General features: G+C 59.7%; 19 protein-coding genes and 1 tRNA gene. 13 read left to right on the top strand and 7 right to left on the bottom strand.

Annotated features, from left to right (window positions below; all coding sequences use genetic code 11):
• Position 1 precedes the first annotated feature (1 nt).
• On the top strand, positions 2-1,516 hold the full coding sequence (locus tag C4J85_RS06845; protein WP_124366208.1) for a tripartite tricarboxylate transporter permease: 1,515 nt from the start codon (positions 2-4) through the stop codon (positions 1,514-1,516).
• Positions 1,509-2,546 (top strand): AbrB family transcriptional regulator, encoded by a 1,038-nt coding sequence (locus tag C4J85_RS06840; protein WP_124366207.1) that lies wholly within the window; start codon positions 1,509-1,511, stop codon positions 2,544-2,546. The genes C4J85_RS06845 and C4J85_RS06840 overlap by 8 nt, the downstream gene beginning before the upstream one ends.
• Positions 2,547-2,560: 14 nt before the next feature.
• Here C4J85_RS06840 and ung read toward each other — a convergent pair whose 3' ends face one another.
• The gene (gene ung / locus C4J85_RS06835; protein ID WP_124366206.1) at positions 2,561-3,253 is read right to left on the bottom strand and encodes a uracil-DNA glycosylase; all 693 of its coding nucleotides are present in this window, start codon (positions 3,251-3,253) and stop codon (positions 2,561-2,563) included.
• 136 nt (positions 3,254-3,389) lie between these two features.
• Between ung and C4J85_RS06830 the strand changes: the two genes are divergently transcribed.
• On the top strand, positions 3,390-4,502 hold the full coding sequence (locus C4J85_RS06830) for an enoyl-CoA hydratase/isomerase family protein (RefSeq protein WP_124366205.1): 1,113 nt from the start codon (positions 3,390-3,392) through the stop codon (positions 4,500-4,502).
• Between the two features lie 4 nt (positions 4,503-4,506).
• Here C4J85_RS06830 and C4J85_RS06825 read toward each other — a convergent pair whose 3' ends face one another.
• A complete protein-coding gene (locus C4J85_RS06825; protein ID WP_124409282.1) occupies positions 4,507-4,941 on the bottom strand; it encodes a DUF3757 domain-containing protein in 435 nt (144 codons plus the stop codon).
• A gap of 145 nt (positions 4,942-5,086) precedes the next feature.
• On the bottom strand, positions 5,087-5,440 hold the full coding sequence (locus C4J85_RS27635) for a hypothetical protein (RefSeq protein ID WP_124406525.1): 354 nt from the start codon (positions 5,438-5,440) through the stop codon (positions 5,087-5,089).
• A gap of 293 nt (positions 5,441-5,733) precedes the next feature.
• Between C4J85_RS27635 and C4J85_RS06815 the strand changes: the two genes are divergently transcribed.
• The 6 genes from C4J85_RS06815 to C4J85_RS06790 all read left to right on the top strand — a co-directional run bounded on the left by C4J85_RS06815 (position 5,734) and on the right by C4J85_RS06790 (position 9,154).
• Positions 5,734-5,946 carry a cysteine-rich CWC family protein gene (locus tag C4J85_RS06815; protein ID WP_124409281.1) on the top strand — a complete coding sequence of 71 codons (213 nt, stop codon included), beginning with the start codon at positions 5,734-5,736 and terminating at the stop codon, positions 5,944-5,946.
• Entirely contained in the window at positions 5,936-6,628 is a 693-nt protein-coding gene (locus tag C4J85_RS06810; protein WP_124366202.1) for a pseudouridine synthase, read from the top strand. Before C4J85_RS06815 ends, C4J85_RS06810 begins: the two co-directional genes overlap by 11 nt.
• A gap of 304 nt (positions 6,629-6,932) precedes the next feature.
• Positions 6,933-7,817, top strand: coding sequence for an alpha/beta fold hydrolase (locus tag C4J85_RS06805; protein WP_124369943.1), 885 nt, complete (start codon positions 6,933-6,935; stop codon positions 7,815-7,817).
• Positions 7,818-7,951: 134 nt separating this feature from the next.
• Positions 7,952-8,025 (top strand) — tRNA-Gly (locus C4J85_RS06800).
• Positions 8,026-8,221: 196 nt separating this feature from the next.
• The gene (locus tag C4J85_RS06795; RefSeq protein ID WP_124406521.1) at positions 8,222-8,554 is read left to right on the top strand and encodes a hypothetical protein; all 333 of its coding nucleotides are present in this window, start codon (positions 8,222-8,224) and stop codon (positions 8,552-8,554) included.
• Between the two features lie 99 nt (positions 8,555-8,653).
• Positions 8,654-9,154: a methylated-DNA--[protein]-cysteine S-methyltransferase gene (locus tag C4J85_RS06790; protein WP_124361714.1), complete on the top strand. Its 501-nt coding sequence runs from the start codon at positions 8,654-8,656 to the stop codon at positions 9,152-9,154.
• Here C4J85_RS06790 and C4J85_RS06785 read toward each other — a convergent pair whose 3' ends face one another.
• Positions 9,155-9,937 carry a GNAT family N-acetyltransferase gene (locus C4J85_RS06785; protein WP_124409280.1) on the bottom strand — a complete coding sequence of 261 codons (783 nt, stop codon included), beginning with the start codon at positions 9,935-9,937 and terminating at the stop codon, positions 9,155-9,157.
• Between the two features lie 176 nt (positions 9,938-10,113).
• Between C4J85_RS06785 and C4J85_RS06780 the strand changes: the two genes are divergently transcribed.
• Positions 10,114-10,536, top strand: a complete 423-nt coding sequence (locus C4J85_RS06780; RefSeq protein ID WP_124406519.1) for a low affinity iron permease family protein — start codon at positions 10,114-10,116, stop codon at positions 10,534-10,536.
• A 53-nt stretch (positions 10,537-10,589) separates the two neighbouring features.
• Here C4J85_RS06780 and C4J85_RS06775 read toward each other — a convergent pair whose 3' ends face one another.
• Together C4J85_RS06775 and fos are read right to left on the bottom strand one after the other, a co-directional pair.
• Entirely contained in the window at positions 10,590-11,117 is a 528-nt protein-coding gene (locus C4J85_RS06775; RefSeq protein WP_057723086.1) for a DUF4142 domain-containing protein, read from the bottom strand.
• 169 nt (positions 11,118-11,286) lie between these two features.
• Positions 11,287-11,697, bottom strand: coding sequence for a fosfomycin resistance glutathione transferase (fos, locus tag C4J85_RS06770; RefSeq protein WP_124366196.1), 411 nt, complete (start codon positions 11,695-11,697; stop codon positions 11,287-11,289).
• Between the two features lie 100 nt (positions 11,698-11,797).
• On the opposite strand from fos, the gene C4J85_RS06765 reads away from it, so the two are divergent.
• Both C4J85_RS06765 and C4J85_RS06760 read left to right on the top strand, forming a co-directional pair.
• Positions 11,798-12,037 (top strand): CopG family ribbon-helix-helix protein, encoded by a 240-nt coding sequence (locus C4J85_RS06765; RefSeq protein ID WP_124361708.1) that lies wholly within the window; start codon positions 11,798-11,800, stop codon positions 12,035-12,037.
• Positions 12,027-12,311 (top strand): type II toxin-antitoxin system RelE/ParE family toxin, encoded by a 285-nt coding sequence (locus C4J85_RS06760; RefSeq protein WP_124361707.1) that lies wholly within the window; start codon positions 12,027-12,029, stop codon positions 12,309-12,311. The genes C4J85_RS06765 and C4J85_RS06760 overlap by 11 nt, the downstream gene beginning before the upstream one ends.
• Positions 12,312-12,318: 7 nt before the next feature.
• Here the strand turns inward: C4J85_RS06760 and C4J85_RS06755 are convergent, their stop codons facing one another.
• A complete protein-coding gene (locus tag C4J85_RS06755) occupies positions 12,319-13,236 on the bottom strand; it encodes a LysR family transcriptional regulator (protein WP_124409279.1) in 918 nt (305 codons plus the stop codon).
• Between the two features lie 67 nt (positions 13,237-13,303).
• Here C4J85_RS06755 and C4J85_RS06750 point away from each other — a divergent pair, with 67 nt between their 5' ends.
• Entirely contained in the window at positions 13,304-13,792 is a 489-nt protein-coding gene (locus tag C4J85_RS06750; RefSeq protein ID WP_124369938.1) for a DMT family transporter, read from the top strand.
• Positions 13,793-13,796: the final 4 nt, after the last annotated feature.

Here is a 13,796-nt window from a genome sequence, read left to right as displayed (position 1 = left end):
TATGGATACTTTTGGCTATTTGGGCCAGGGGTTCGGCGTCGCGCTGAGCCCGTACAACCTGGTGACCGCCTTGTGCGGCACGCTGATCGGCACCGTGGTCGGCCTCTTGCCGGGCCTGGGGCCGATCAATGGCGTGGCGTTGTTGATCCCCATCGCATTCGCCCTGGGCCTGCCACCCGAGTCGGCGTTGATCCTGCTCGCAGCGGTGTACCTGGGCTGCGAATACGGCGGCCGTATCAGCTCGATCCTGCTCAATATTCCGGGCGAAGCCTCCACTGTGATGACCACCCTCGACGGCTACCCGATGGCCCGCAAAGGCCTGGCCGGCGTGGCGCTGTCGTTGTCGGCGTGGAGTTCGTTCATCGGTGCCTTTATCGCCACCTGCGGCATGGTGCTGTTTGCCCCGCTGCTGGCCAAATGGGCGATTGCCTTCGGCCCGGCGGAATATTTCGTACTGATGGTATTTGCCATTGTGTGCCTGGGCGGCATGGCCGGTGACAAGCCGCTGAAAACCTTTGTGGCGGCGCTGATCGGCCTGTTCCTCTCGGCGGTGGGCATCGATGCCAACAGCGGCGTGTATCGCTTTACCGGCGACAACATCCACCTCACCGATGGCATTCAGTTCGTGGTGTTGGTGCTGGGCCTGTTTTCCATCAGCGAGATCCTGCTGCTGCTGGAGAAAACCCACCGAGGCCAGGAAGCGGTCAAAGCCACCGGACGGATGATGTTCAACCTGAAGGAAGCGTCTTCGGTTTTCGTAGTCAACATCCGTTGCGGCCTGCTCGGCTTCATCATGGGTGTGCTGCCGGGCGCGGGTGCTACGCTGGCCTCGGCCGTTGCCTACATGACCGAGAAACGCCTGGCCGGTGCCAGCGGTAAATTCGGCCAGGGCGACATGCGTGGCCTGGCCGCCCCGGAAACCGCAATCGGCGCCTCCGCCTGCGGTGCCCTGGTGCCGATGCTGACCCTGGGCGTGCCCGGTTCGGGCACCACGGCCGTGATGATCGGCGCCCTGTCGCTGTACAACATCACCCCAGGACCGCTGTTGTTCCAGCAGCAACCGGACATTGTCTGGGGCCTGATCGCCTCGTTGTTCATTGCCAACATCATGCTGGTGATCCTCAACATCCCGATGATCCGCATCTTCACCCGGATCCTCGCCGTGCCGAACTGGGCGCTGGTACCGGTGATCGCCATCATCACCGCGATCGGCGTGTACGCGGTGCATGCCACCACGTTCGACCTGTTCCTGATGGTCGGTATCGGCATCTTCGGCTACATCCTGCGCAAGCTCGACTTTCCGCTGTCGCCGGTATTGCTGGGCTTTATCCTCGGCGGCCTGATGGAACAGAACCTGCGCCGCGCGCTGTCGATCTCCAACGGTGCGCTGGACATCCTGTGGTCGAGCCCGATCACCTTCGGCGTCTGGGTACTGACCGCGCTGATGCTGATGTTCCCGCTGGTGCGCATCTACCGCAAACGTGCCTTGCAGCGTCGTGCCGTGGCCGATGTCTGAGGTCACTTTCAAGCAATGGTGGGGAACACCGCTGGTCGGCCTGGCCGGCGGTTACCTGGCCAGCCTCGTCGGCTGGCCGTTGCCCTATATGGTCGGCTCGTTGCTGGCGATTATCCTGGTGCGCTGCCTCACGCCCTGGCAATTGGCGGAAATTCCCGGCGGGCGCAAATGCGGCCAATGGGTGGTGGGCATCGGCATCGGCCTGCACTTCACGCCGGTAGTGATCGAACAGGTGATGAGCCACTTCGGGCTGATCTTCTTCGGCGCCTTGGTGACGAGTTTGTCGAGCGTGGTCGGGGTGTGGTTGATGCGCCGCAGCGGTGAAGACCGCGCCACCGCGTTTTTCTCCAGCATGCCGGGCGGCTCCGGGGAGATGGTCAACCTCGGCGCGCGCAATGGTGCGGTGCTCAGCCGGGTTGCGGCGGGGCAGAGTTTGCGCGTGCTGGTAGTGGTGCTGTGCGTGCCGGCGATCTTCAAGTATTTGCTGGGCGGTGGCGCGCCGCAGTTTCATCCGGCACCTGTGGATTGGCGGTGGCTGGCGTTGCTGTTTCCGATGGGGGCTCTGGTGGCCTGGGGCTGGCAGCGTTTGCACCAGCCGAACCCTTGGCTGTTCGGCCCGTTGCTGGTGAGTGCGACTGCCAGTGTGGTCTGGGACCTGCATATCGGCCTGCCCGATGGCGGCAGCCAGATCGGCCAATGGCTGATCGGCAGCGGCTTGGGGTGTCACTTCAACCGCCAGTTCTTTCGCAGGGCTCCATCCTTTATGGGGCGCACGTTGATCGGCACCGCCTTGACCATGGCACTGGCAACATTGGCGGCGGTGGGCCTTAGCGCCCTGACCCAGTTGGACCTGCGCTCCTTGACCCTGGGCATGATGCCTGGCGGCATCGCCGAAATGAGCCTCACGGCTGAAACCTTGCAACTATCGGTGCCGTTGGTGACGGCGATGCAGGTGATGCGGCTGTTGTTCGTACTGTTTCTGGCGGAGCCGTTGTTCAGGCATTGGAACCGCCGGCCGGAAACCATCTGAATCCTCATCGCCGTTCAGAGCGGCGGTAGCCGCCACTCGATCGGCGCCTCGCCATTCTGCTCAAGAAACTTGTTGGTGCGACTGAAATGCCCGCAGCCCAGGAACCCGCGATACGCCGACAACGGTGATGGATGCACCGAGGTCAGCACCAGGTGCTTGGTGGCATCGATCAGCTTCTGTTTGCTCTGGGCGTGGGCGCCCCACAACAAAAACACCAGATGCGGCTGATGCTCGCTGACCACCTCGATGATCCGGTCGGTAAAGAACTGCCAGCCCTTGCCCGCATGGGCATTGGCATTGGCGCGTTCCACGGTCATGGTGGTGTTGAGCATCAGCACGCCCTGGTCGGCCCAGCTTTGCAGGTAGCCGTGGTTGGGGATGTCGATGTTCAGGTCACGCTTGAGTTCTTTATAGATATTGACCAGGGACGGCGGCGCCGGCACGCCCGGTTGCACCGAAAAGCACAGGCCGTGGGCCTGGCCGGGGCCGTGGTACGGGTCCTGGCCGAGGATCACTACCTTGACCTTGTCCAGCGGCGTCGAGTTGAGGGCATTGAAAATCAGCGGGCCAGGCGGGTAGATCTCCTTGCCGGCCGCATGCTCCTGGCGCAGGAACTCGCGCAACTTGGCCATATAGGGCTTCTCGAACTCATCGCGCAGGGCGTGTTTCCAGCTGGGTTCGAGTTTGATACGGTCGCCATCGGTCATAGTTGAATTGTCTTGTAAAAAAGAATGAGGCGAACCCTAGGAAAGCCGACCCCGCTTGTCAATTGATCTGACACACCACCGGCGCTTTCCCACGAAGGGATCATACTCATCCTTCACCTTCTCGATTGAGGTCACGATGAACCTGCACTTCGAAGAACTGACCGGCAGCGACGGCGCCCGCATCGGCATCGCCAGCCTGGACGCGCAAAAGACCCTCAACGCCCTGTCCCTGCCGATGATTTTGGCCTTGGGTGATCGCCTGGATGCCTGGGCCAAGGACCCGAACATCGTCTGCGTATTGCTGCGCGGCAATGGCCCTAAGGCCTTTTGCGCCGGTGGCGAAGTGCGCAGCCTGGCGCAGGCCTGTCGCGAACAACCCGGCGAAGTACCCGCCCTGGCCGCGCAGTTTTTCGCCGCGGAGTACCGCCTCGATTATCGCCTGCACACCTATCCCAAACCGCTGATCTGTTGGGGCCACGGCTATGTGCTGGGCGGCGGCATGGGGCTGCTGCAAAGCGCGTCCGTGCGTGTCGTGACGCCCACCAGCCGGCTGGCCATGCCGGAAATCAGTATCGGCCTGTACCCGGATGTCGGCGCCAGCAGGTTCTTGTCGCGCCTGCCCGGCAAACTTGGGTTGTTCCTGGGCCTTACCGGCGCCCACATCAATGGTCGTGATGCCTTGGACCTGGGCCTGGCCGACCGTTTCCTGCGCGATGACCAGCAAGACGAACTGCTCGAAGGCCTGCTGCAACTGAACTGGCAGGAACAGAGCGCGATGCAGCTCAACAGCCTGCTCAAGGCCCTCGCCCAGGAAGCCGTCGACCAGCAACCCGAAGCGCAGTGGTTGCCGCGCCGTGGGCAGATCGACGAATGGCTGGATGTGGGTGACATACGCTGCGGCTGGCGCGCGTTGAGCCAGTTGCGTGATCATGCTGATCCGCTGCTGGCTCGCGCCGGCAAGACGCTGAGCGAAGGCTGCCCGCTGACCGCCCATCTGGTTTGGGAGCAAATCCGCCGGGCTCGACATTTGTCGTTGGCTCAAGTGTTCCAGATGGAGTACACGGTGAGCCTCAACTGCTGCCGTCATCCGGAATTCGCCGAAGGGGTGCGGGCGCGGTTGATCGATAAGGACCAGGCGCCGCACTGGCACTGGCCGGATATCAACACAATTCCAGAGGCGGTGGTGCAGGCGCATTTTGAAAAAGCCTGGGAGGGTAGGAATCCTCTGGCAGATTTATCCGATTATTGACAGCCTATCGTTGCGAGTTATTTATCGTGAATGCGCAATTATCAGGTTGATTGTCACGGCAGACGTAAACCTGTTGATCGAACGGAATCTTGCCAAGCTCCCAATGCAAGCTGTCGGTCAGCGACATGGTGTTGGCAGCGCCCGAAATGCAAGGACGCATAACGACCAGCTCTTCACGCTGGTTTTTATAAACGCACTTTTCCACGTAGCCGTTTTTTCGGTCTGTGCCCTTTTCAGGCGTGAATAAAGCGCCAAGAAAGCTATGTATATATTCGTTAGGCTCAACCTTGGGACCTTGCCAGAGCACGCCATCCTGCTGGTATTGAAAGTAGCCTTTGACGTTTTGGATCATCGATTTATCCGGACAAAACTGCTTTGCCCCCGCCGGGCCCATGACGCAGCCGACGAGTAAAAGCACGCACATCAGTTGTTTGAACATAGAGGCTTTCCTTCACAAGCACACAACGTTTCCCGCAGTGAATTAGATCTTGAGCCTCAAAGATAGCTGTTAAATCTGACAGTGCCGACGAATGGCAGGCAAAAAAAAGCGGCGCATCATGCGCCGCTTCGTTCAAAGCCTTTCTTCAGCGGTGACCACCGCGCCCACCGCCATGCTCACCACCCCGTCCGTGACCGCCGTTTCCCCAACGATTTCCTCCCCAGCCCTGGTTCGGATACGCCCGGTAGGCAGACCTCGGATAATAACGTGGCGCGGGTTGGTAATAACGCGGCGCCGAGTAATAGCGCGGGGCCGGATAGTAACGTGGAGCCGGCGCGTAGTAGCTGCCCCTGTCATAGCGAGGGCCACCGTAGTAATAGGCAGGCGCCGGTGCGGTATACACCTCGGAGCGATAGTAAGTGGCGCCTCCATCGTAGTAGGGCACACAAGCTGACAAGGTCAGGCCGAGTAATACAGTGAGCAGCAGTCGTCGATACATGGCGGCCTCCTGGACCGCGGAAGAGCACCTCCAGCGACGCTGGAGAGCGGCATCCAGCTTGCGCCGAATGACACAATATGTGACATCAAAAACAACATCTGGTGCGTTCCAGTAACAACTTGATACATCAACACGCAAGTCCTGTAGGGGCAACCGACGGGAGCCCAAGCTATATCGTTTCAGTCATTTTCAGGCAGATACCATGTTGCTCTCGATGACGGCATTGTCCTGCTGCGGGTCCGAGCTGTATTGTGCAAGGCCGAGCACACCTGCCTATACAGCCCAACCCTGCCATGACCACACCCACGCTTTGCCCCGCCTGCGGAGCCGTCAACGACTGCGCCCTGGCAGACCCACGCACGGTTGACCAGGCGTGCTGGTGCTTCAATGTCACCATTGACCCGGCGGTACTCCTCGCGCTGCCTGACGAACTGCGCAATAAAGCCTGCCTGTGCCCGCGTTGCGCCCAAGTGGATGTACAGTTGCGCACCCCTGATGCGCGTTGATCGGTTCCTCAGCAACCTGCCGCGCTTCAATCGCAGGCAAGTACGGTTGCTGTTGGTGGAACGCCGAGTCAGCGTTGATGGCGTAACGGTCAGTGATCCTCACCATGAGGTACGCGAGTTCAGCCAGGTGTGCGTTGATGGTGAGGTGCTGCAGGCGGGCAAACCGGCGCGCTATTTCATGCTGCACAAACCCCAAGGGTGCGTAAGTGCCACGGCGGATCCGCAACACCCTACCGTGCTCGATCTGCTGAATGAGCCGGACAATGGCACGCTGCATATTGCCGGGCGCCTGGACTACAACACGACCGGCCTGATGTTGATCACCAACGACGGCCAGTGGTCGCGGCGCCTGACACAACCGACGACCAAGTTGCCCAAGGTGTACCGCGTGGAAACAGCGCAGGAAATCGGTCCCGAATACGCGGTGACATTCAAGGCGGGCCTGTACTTCGCGTTCGAAGACCTCACCACCCAACCCGCCGAGCTGGAATTACTCGGACCGACCACGGCGCGCTTGAGCATCATCGAAGGCCGTTATCACCAGGTGAAACGCATGTTCGGGCACTTCAATAACAAGGTAATCGCGCTGCACCGTGAGCGCATGGGCCCGCTGCAGTTGGATCCGTCCCTTGCGCCGGGGGAATACCGAGCCCTGACTGACGATGAAATCCGACAAGTCTGACGACCGTTCAGCCGCTGATGGCAAAAAACCAGCCAGGCGGCTTGCGACCTGCCGAGTCTGTGCTTGAATCAAGTTCACCCGTTGAAATATGACTGGCGAGTCACCTATAACCTCCAAGGAACACCTTGCCCCGCCCGTGCTGGATTGACGGGCCGTCCCGGCAAACATCCCGCCCTGACAACCGCTGTCGGCCAACCGCAATCGGGCCGACAGGGGCGCTCATCTTCCAGGCGTATGCCTACCTGTCATAAAGCTCGTGCAAAGTCATTTGCGCGCCCTACCCGCTTGCCAGGAGTCTTACGACATGAGGCCAGAAATCGCTGTGTTGGATATACAGGGTCAGTACCGGGTTTACACGGAGTTCTATCGCGCGGATGCCGCTGAAAAGACCATCATTCTGGTCAACGGCTCAATGGCCACCACGGCCTCTTTCGCCCAAACCGTGAAAAGCCTTTACCCCCAATTCAATGTGGTGTTGTACGACCAGCCCTACGCCGGCCGTTCCAAAATCCACAACCGCCACGAGCGGATGCTGACGAAGGAAGTCGAAGGCCAGATCCTGCTGGAGCTGATCGAGCGCTTCGCCGCCGAACACGTGCTCTCGTTCTCGTGGGGCGGTACTGCCGCCCTGTTCGCCCTCGCCCAACGCCCGCGACGCATTGAAAAGGCGGTGATCAGCTCGTTCTCCCCGGTGATCAACGCGCCCATGCGCGACTACCTTGAGCGCGGCGTCGACTACCTCGGCAACCTCGACCGCGACCGCGTCGGCCATCTGGTCAACAGCACCATCGGCAAGCACCTGCCGTCGCTGTTCAAGCGCTTCAACTACAAGCACGTCAGCAGCCTGGCCGAGCATGAATACGGGCAGATGCACTTCCACATCAGTCAGGTGCTTCACAGCGATCGCTTGTGTTACCTCAATGCAGCCAGGCAGATCGACATTCCGGTGCTATTCCTGAACGGCGAATGGGACGAGTACACCAGCGCCGAGGATGCCAGGCTGTTTGGGCAACATATAACCCACAGCAGCTTCAGCACTATCCAGGCCACGGGGCATTTCCTGGATATGGAGCATAAAGCGGCATGCCGGGACAGCCGGGAGGCGGTGGTAGGCTTTTTGAAAGGGCAGCGGCCGGTGAGTCGGTTACGCTACCAGCAGGGTCAGACGCAACATGCATGGGCGGTCTGAAGTGAGGCCCACTGTAGGAGCGGGTTCCTGCAGTGGCGCCGCTCATTTGCGGGCGGTGCGCGCGCAACATGCGATTTTTTCGAAGAAAAACTTCAAATCCAGCTGAACATCTGGTACAAAGTCAGCCGCTTTGAGCGGGTATAGTTTAGTGGCAAAACGAAAGCTTCCCAAGCTTTAGTTGAGGGTTCGATTCCCTCTACCCGCTCCACTCAAATTGGCTTTCCTGTCATGCCATGCCTGACAGGAAATGCATAAAAAACCGGCTCTGGGAGCCGGTTTTTTTATGCCTGCCGTTCAGGTGCCGATACGCTTGTGGCGGTGGCTCAGTAAAGTCTTACTGCGACAACGAACCGGTATTGTGATGATGTCAGCTCGTCGCCTCCCGCGAAATCAGGAGTATCGCAATGCTTGAGCCTGACCAATGCACGCCACCGCCCATCCTGCGCCAAGTGATCGGTTGGGTGGTGGTTCTGCCGCTGCTGGTCTCACTGGCGAGGCCACCCTTTCCCCTGGGCTTGGGGCTGGCGCTCGGAGCAATCGCCGCGTCGGTCTATGGGGTGGTGTTCGCCCGTCGTCACGCCAGCCGACGCGTGACTGTGTTCGCCCTGGTCGCTACCCTGCTCAATGCCGTGTCGTTGGTAATGTTAAGCACAGCGTCCGTGCTGATGGCGCTCTACTTTATCGTTCGACTCTACGTATATTCCTACGTCAGCCATTGGGTTTACTGGAACTTCTAAGCCCACGAAAAATTCGAGCGCAAGAAACGTAGTTTGCCAATACCCTGATGGGCTTACAGTAGCGTCGTACGCTTCAGCATCCCTTCGAGGAGCCCGCCCATGCCCTGTGAATACACCCTCATGCCCTCCCCTGTCGGCGAACTCACCTTGGTGGCGCGCCATGGCAAACTTGGCGCCATCCTGTGGCAAACAGAGCGCGCCAACCGCGTGCGCCTGGGCGAATTGATCGAGGCCAACGACAGCCTGGTGTTATTGGAAGCCCAGCGCCAGCTAAACGAATACTTCGCGGGAACACGCAGCCAGTTCGAGTTGGAGTTGGACTTCGCCGGCACCGACTTTCAGAAACAAGTTTGGCAGGCCCTGCTGACCATTCCGTTTGGCGAAACGCGCAGCTACAGCCAGATAGCCCAGCAGATCGGCAACCCGAAAGCCGTGCGTGCAGTCGGGGCGGCGAATGGGCGTAATCCGATTTCGATCATTGCGCCCTGTCACCGAGTGGTGGGTGCTTCGGGCGGGCTGACCGGGTTTGCGGGAGGGCTTGAGGCCAAGCAATATCTGTTGACGCTGGAGAATCGCGGCCAGGCGAAACTGGCGTTCTGATCATGGCTGTGGGGCAGCTGCGCGAATAAAGGACGCGCAATCGAACAAGCGTTGGAAACCGAGCTTTCCATACAGTGCAACGGCGAGCGTCGAGGCCTCGAGAAAACACCGGCGAGCCCCCAGGCCCGAGGCGTGAAGCAAGGCCGCTTGAATCAATCGAGTGGCGTAGCCTCTTCCACGAACGCCGACCCGCGTGCCGACATCACTCAGTCGGGCCTCCCCCTCACATAACGACAAGGTCAACGAACAGCTCACCTGCCCCTCGACAGACAATGTGAAGTGATAAAGGGCTTCACCGGCGTCCAGGGCTCGCTGGTGCCGAGCCTGGTAATGCGCGACCGCTTTGGGCGCTATCAGGAATGCACTGTCGAGCGGAGTCGCCCATTCGTTCAGGTTCCGAGTCAGGCTGATCTGCACACCTTCCTCGTTTATCAATGGCGCAAGGCGCGCCAATGACAGGACCATCGCCGTGGTCTCTTCAGCCGGCTGAAAGCCGAGCTGCGCGAGCACGTCGCGCAAGCCATCGACCTGTTCCTGAGGAATCACGATGCGAATGGGGATCAAGATACGACGGATCAGGTCCAGGGGTAACTCCGTCGCTTCGCGCAGCGGGGCGCTGCCCAGACGAATAAACAACATATTCCACGACGCGCAATGTTCCTCAGCAAAGTAGGTGCTGATACCGGCGCTATGCCGACAATACATCGCGCAGGTCGCCGCAAAAAAATGCGCTTCGGTCAAGTCATAGCGTGCAAATAGGGCATGGGCGTTTTTAGCGTGCATAAGCAATAACCAGGCAAAAACCCAGTCTTGTGCTCAAGGTTTCACAGCGCCGTAGGCCCGCTCCTAAAAGCCCGACAGAAAAACCTCTACTTTTGTCCGACTGTTAAGTTGTAAAAAGAAATTTCAGCGAGCGACTGCTGTCAGTAGTTTCATCACCCTTCTTGAGGAAAACGGTCATGAAATTCTCTGCAGTCTCCCAAACCCTGTCGCGCTGGGCCGGCAGCCCCCGGACGTTCTACACGGCGGTGGCGCTGATCCTGGCGTGGAGCCTGAGCGGGCCGTACTTTCATTACAACGATACCTGGCAGTTGATCATCAACACCTCGACCACCATCATCACGTTCCTGATGGTGTTCTTGATCCAGAACACACAGAACCGCGACAATGACATCCTGCATATCAAGATCGACGAGCTGTTGCGTGTGTCCAAGGATGCGCAGAACGCCGTATTGAGCCTGGACGGCCTGGACCGTAAGGAGCTTGAAAAGCTACGTCAGGAATATCGTGATATCGGCAAAGCCGGCAATGTGAACCTCAACAGCAGTTGCGGCCCTGCCGCCGACGCTGCGCAGCGCAAAACCGATTTGAACCAGGCATGAAAAAACGGCGGTTGGAGAGGATCCAACCGCCGTTTTCATTTCACGTAGCCAATTCAACCGTCGCCTTGGTGCCCCTTGCCGTAGGTCGAGGCCAGGGCGCGGGCTTTTTCCAGACGCTCCTGCAGCTTGGGCAGGGTCTCATCCACCAACGCTTTTATCTCTGGCACCTGCGACGCCGCGCCTTCCTGCTTGAACAGGGCGATGGCGTCTTCGTTTTCCTTGACCTGCTGCGCGGTGTAGGCGGCGTCGAAGGAGTCGCCGTCCTTGAGTTCGGGCATCAGGGTTTCGGCCTTGTCGACGATCTTCTCGCGCGGGGCTACCGGCAAGTCGAGCTTTTTAGCGATAGCCGCCAGATGCTGGTTGGCCAGGGTGCGCTCATTGATCACCTCGATGGTGTAATCCTTGATCTCTTGGGACGAGGTTCTGGCGTGGGCCATGCGACTGGTTTCGATATCGGCCATGCCTTTGGCCGAAGCCTGCTCGATGAATTCGGCAGGTGACTGGGCGAAAGCATTGCTGGCGCCGAGGCCCAGCAGCATCGCGAAACTGGCGGTGCGTAACCGGATAGCCATGCGGCTCATGATGGGTTCCTCCAGGGCAAAAATAGGTGCGAGGAAACAGCGCCTCGCCCTGGATTCGAATTTTGCTCGAGGCAAAGGTTTAGAAAAAACTTTCCAGTGCGACGAACGGTCGTTGTTGATTCAGGCGGGCTTGCTGGCAAACAGACCCGGAGTTCTGCACGTTCCCAGGCTACGGGTAAAACTTCATTCCGGCATAAGGCTTGGCGCGACAGGCTTGCAACCGCGAGGCGAGATCGCCGACATGGGCTTCGAGCTTGTGACCATCGGGGTCGAGAAAATAGAACGAGGCGCCTTCACTGCGATTGTCGCGCCACTCCCCCACGCCAGCGGCTCGCAAGCGTGCGACTAGGGGAATGAGATCGTGCGCTTCGACGGTCAACGCGTAATGCGTGTAATCGGCGGCCGGGATCGGGTTACGTAACGGGTCCAGCGACAAACATAACCACAGCCCAGGCAACGAAAGGTAGGCGCCGTTATCCCAAGTGGCGTCAAGCCGAAGCTGCAAGAGCTCATGGTAGAAACGGATGCTTCGCTGTAGATCGGTGACGGCCAGGGTCAGGTGATTCAGACCGGATAGCATAAGTTTTTCCTTTTCCAGGAGACCCCTGACGAACGGGACAATCGATCGATGGGACGACACTGTAGTATGTTGCACTACCTATCACTACATTGAGGTTCGTATGTCTGTTATGTCCCTGCGGATACCGGACGATGTCGCCGATACGCTTGCCAGTCTGGCCAAAGCGACCGGTCGCAGCAAATCGTTCCTCGCTGTTGACGCGCTACGTGAATACTTGACGCGTGAAGCATGGCAAATCGAAGAGATTCAAAAGGCGCTGAAAGAAGCTGATGCGGGGGATTTCGCGACGGCTGCCGAGGTAAAAGCCGTCGCTGACAAATGGCGCAACAATGCAGGTTGAGTGGCTGAGGACAGCCCTCAGAAACCTGGATGATGAAGCGGCCTTTATTGCTGAAGAAAACCCCAAAGCCGCCTACGAGTTCGTCCAGGCGATTTTGGCCGGGCTTGAACACATTGCGCAATTTCCCGCGCTGGGAAAAACCGGGCGCGTCCCAGGGACGCGTGAATGGGTGGTGCCCCGGTGGCCCTACATTGTCCCTTACCGTATTCGTGAAGGGCGACTACAGGTGATGCGAATTTTTCATACCCGCCGCCAACCACCGACCTCCTGGTAGCAACTGATCAGCCCTTTAGCACACCCTGCACCCGCCCACTCAACCACTGCAACCCCGCATCCCCACCCCGTCGCGCATGCCATGCCAGCTCAAATGCAAACGAAGGAATATGAAACGGCGGTGGCACGGCGATCAGTTGGGCATGATCGATATTCAACAGGCCTCGGGAGGAGACGGTCAGGATCAGGTCTGTGCCCTGAATCAACTGCGGCGCCACGCCCCAGTGCGGCAGGCTGACGGCCACATGCCGGCGCTGACGAATCGCGGTCAGCGCACGCTCGATTTCCGGCGTGCCGCTGCCGCGCATTTCCAGCAAGACATGGGGGCGTGACAGGTAGGTAGGCAGGTCCAGCACACCCGTTGCCGGCAAGCTGTCTCGGTCGACCAGGCAGGTGTAATGCTCTTCGAATAAAGGCGTAGTCCGCAGTTCGGCAGGCATGTCAGGGAAAACCCCGGCGGCCAGGTCGAGATCACCATTGAGCACGCCGTCGACCATGCCTTCGCGGCTGGCCTGGATGATTTGCAGGTCAATGCCCGGCGCTTCACGGCGCAACAAGCGCACCAACCCCGGTAGGAAAATCGCCGCACTGTAGTCCGACATTGCCACGCGAAAGCGGCGTTTGGCCGACGCCGGGTCAAAGCGGTTCGGCGCCAGCAGCGCTTGCACCTGGGCCAGCGCCTCCGCCAACGGCGTAGCCAACTCCAGCGCACGCGCCGTTGGTATCAATGAGCCGCCCTGACGCACCAGCAACGGGTCGCCCAGCAGGTCACGCAAGCGCGCCAGCGCGTGGCTGACCGCCGGTTGGCTCAGGTGCAGGCGTTCGGCGGCGCGGGTGACGTGTTGCTCGCTGAGCAACACGTCAAGGATCACCAACAGGTTGAGGTCGATGCGCCTTAGATCATTCATCAGCTGCATGCTCGGCATAAGAACTTGGAATTTAAATTTGCGCGACGAATAACCTAGAGTCCAGCAAAACCTTTGGAGATTCGCCATGACGACGTTGCATTGGCTGGGTGTGTTGCTGCTGGCGGTGATCGCTGGTGCCGTGGTGCCGTTTCAAAGTGCGATCAACGCCAACCTGGGTCGCGGGCTCGGTCACCCGTTGTGGGCGACGCTGGCTTCGCTGTTGGTGAGCATCATTGTGTTGCTGCCGGTGATCATCGCCCTACGGCTGCCCTTGCCGAACCTGGCCTTTATCACCCAGGCGCCGCTGTGGATGTGGGCCGGTGGCGCGTTCGGGGTGTGCTTTATCTCGCTGGCATTGGTGCTGATGCCCACGCTGGGCGCATCAGGCTTCGTTGCCCTGGCGATGGCCGGGCAGATTCTCGCGTCGTTGCTGCTCGACCATTTCGGCCTGTTCGGCCTGGTGGAGCGCCAACTCACAACGCCCCGCGTGGTGGGGGCGTTGCTGTTGATCGGCGGCGTCGCACTGATTCAGTTCAGCGCGACGCCGGCCCGTGCATTGGCAACGGCTGGCTGAGGAC

Source organism: Pseudomonas sp. R4-34-07 (assembly GCF_003852375.1).
GTDB lineage: Bacteria > Pseudomonadota > Gammaproteobacteria > Pseudomonadales > Pseudomonadaceae > Aquipseudomonas.
This window is presented reverse-complemented; position numbering and strand designations above follow the sequence as displayed.

Bases quoted from the DNA above. Each gene is read 5' to 3' on its own strand.
- ung (WP_124366206.1), bottom strand. From the start codon at position 3,253: ATGACCGATGGCGACCGTATCAAACTCGAACCCAGCTGGAAACACGCC.
- C4J85_RS06765 (WP_124361708.1), top strand. From the start codon at position 11,798: ATGTCTGTTATGTCCCTGCGGATACCGGACGATGTCGCCGATACGCTT.
- C4J85_RS06780 (WP_124406519.1), top strand. From the start codon at position 10,114: ATGAAATTCTCTGCAGTCTCCCAAACCCTGTCGCGCTGGGCCGGCAGC.
- C4J85_RS06755 (WP_124409279.1), bottom strand. From the start codon at position 13,236: ATGCCGAGCATGCAGCTGATGAATGATCTAAGGCGCATCGACCTCAAC.
- C4J85_RS06810 (WP_124366202.1), top strand. From the start codon at position 5,936: ATGCGCGTTGATCGGTTCCTCAGCAACCTGCCGCGCTTCAATCGCAGG.
- C4J85_RS06775 (WP_057723086.1), bottom strand. From the start codon at position 11,117: ATGAGCCGCATGGCTATCCGGTTACGCACCGCCAGTTTCGCGATGCTG.
- C4J85_RS06760 (WP_124361707.1), top strand. From the start codon at position 12,027: ATGCAGGTTGAGTGGCTGAGGACAGCCCTCAGAAACCTGGATGATGAA.
- C4J85_RS06805 (WP_124369943.1), top strand. From the start codon at position 6,933: ATGAGGCCAGAAATCGCTGTGTTGGATATACAGGGTCAGTACCGGGTT.
- C4J85_RS06815 (WP_124409281.1), top strand. From the start codon at position 5,734: ATGACCACACCCACGCTTTGCCCCGCCTGCGGAGCCGTCAACGACTGC.
- C4J85_RS06825 (WP_124409282.1), bottom strand. From the start codon at position 4,941: ATGTTCAAACAACTGATGTGCGTGCTTTTACTCGTCGGCTGCGTCATG.
- fos (WP_124366196.1), bottom strand. From the start codon at position 11,697: ATGCTATCCGGTCTGAATCACCTGACCCTGGCCGTCACCGATCTACAG.
- C4J85_RS06785 (WP_124409280.1), bottom strand. From the start codon at position 9,937: ATGCACGCTAAAAACGCCCATGCCCTATTTGCACGCTATGACTTGACC.
- C4J85_RS06845 (WP_124366208.1), top strand. From the start codon at position 2: ATGGATACTTTTGGCTATTTGGGCCAGGGGTTCGGCGTCGCGCTGAGC.
- C4J85_RS06840 (WP_124366207.1), top strand. From the start codon at position 1,509: ATGTCTGAGGTCACTTTCAAGCAATGGTGGGGAACACCGCTGGTCGGC.
- C4J85_RS06750 (WP_124369938.1), top strand. From the start codon at position 13,304: ATGACGACGTTGCATTGGCTGGGTGTGTTGCTGCTGGCGGTGATCGCT.
- C4J85_RS27635 (WP_124406525.1), bottom strand. From the start codon at position 5,440: ATGTATCGACGACTGCTGCTCACTGTATTACTCGGCCTGACCTTGTCA.
- C4J85_RS06795 (WP_124406521.1), top strand. From the start codon at position 8,222: ATGCTTGAGCCTGACCAATGCACGCCACCGCCCATCCTGCGCCAAGTG.
- C4J85_RS06830 (WP_124366205.1), top strand. From the start codon at position 3,390: ATGAACCTGCACTTCGAAGAACTGACCGGCAGCGACGGCGCCCGCATC.
- C4J85_RS06790 (WP_124361714.1), top strand. From the start codon at position 8,654: ATGCCCTGTGAATACACCCTCATGCCCTCCCCTGTCGGCGAACTCACC.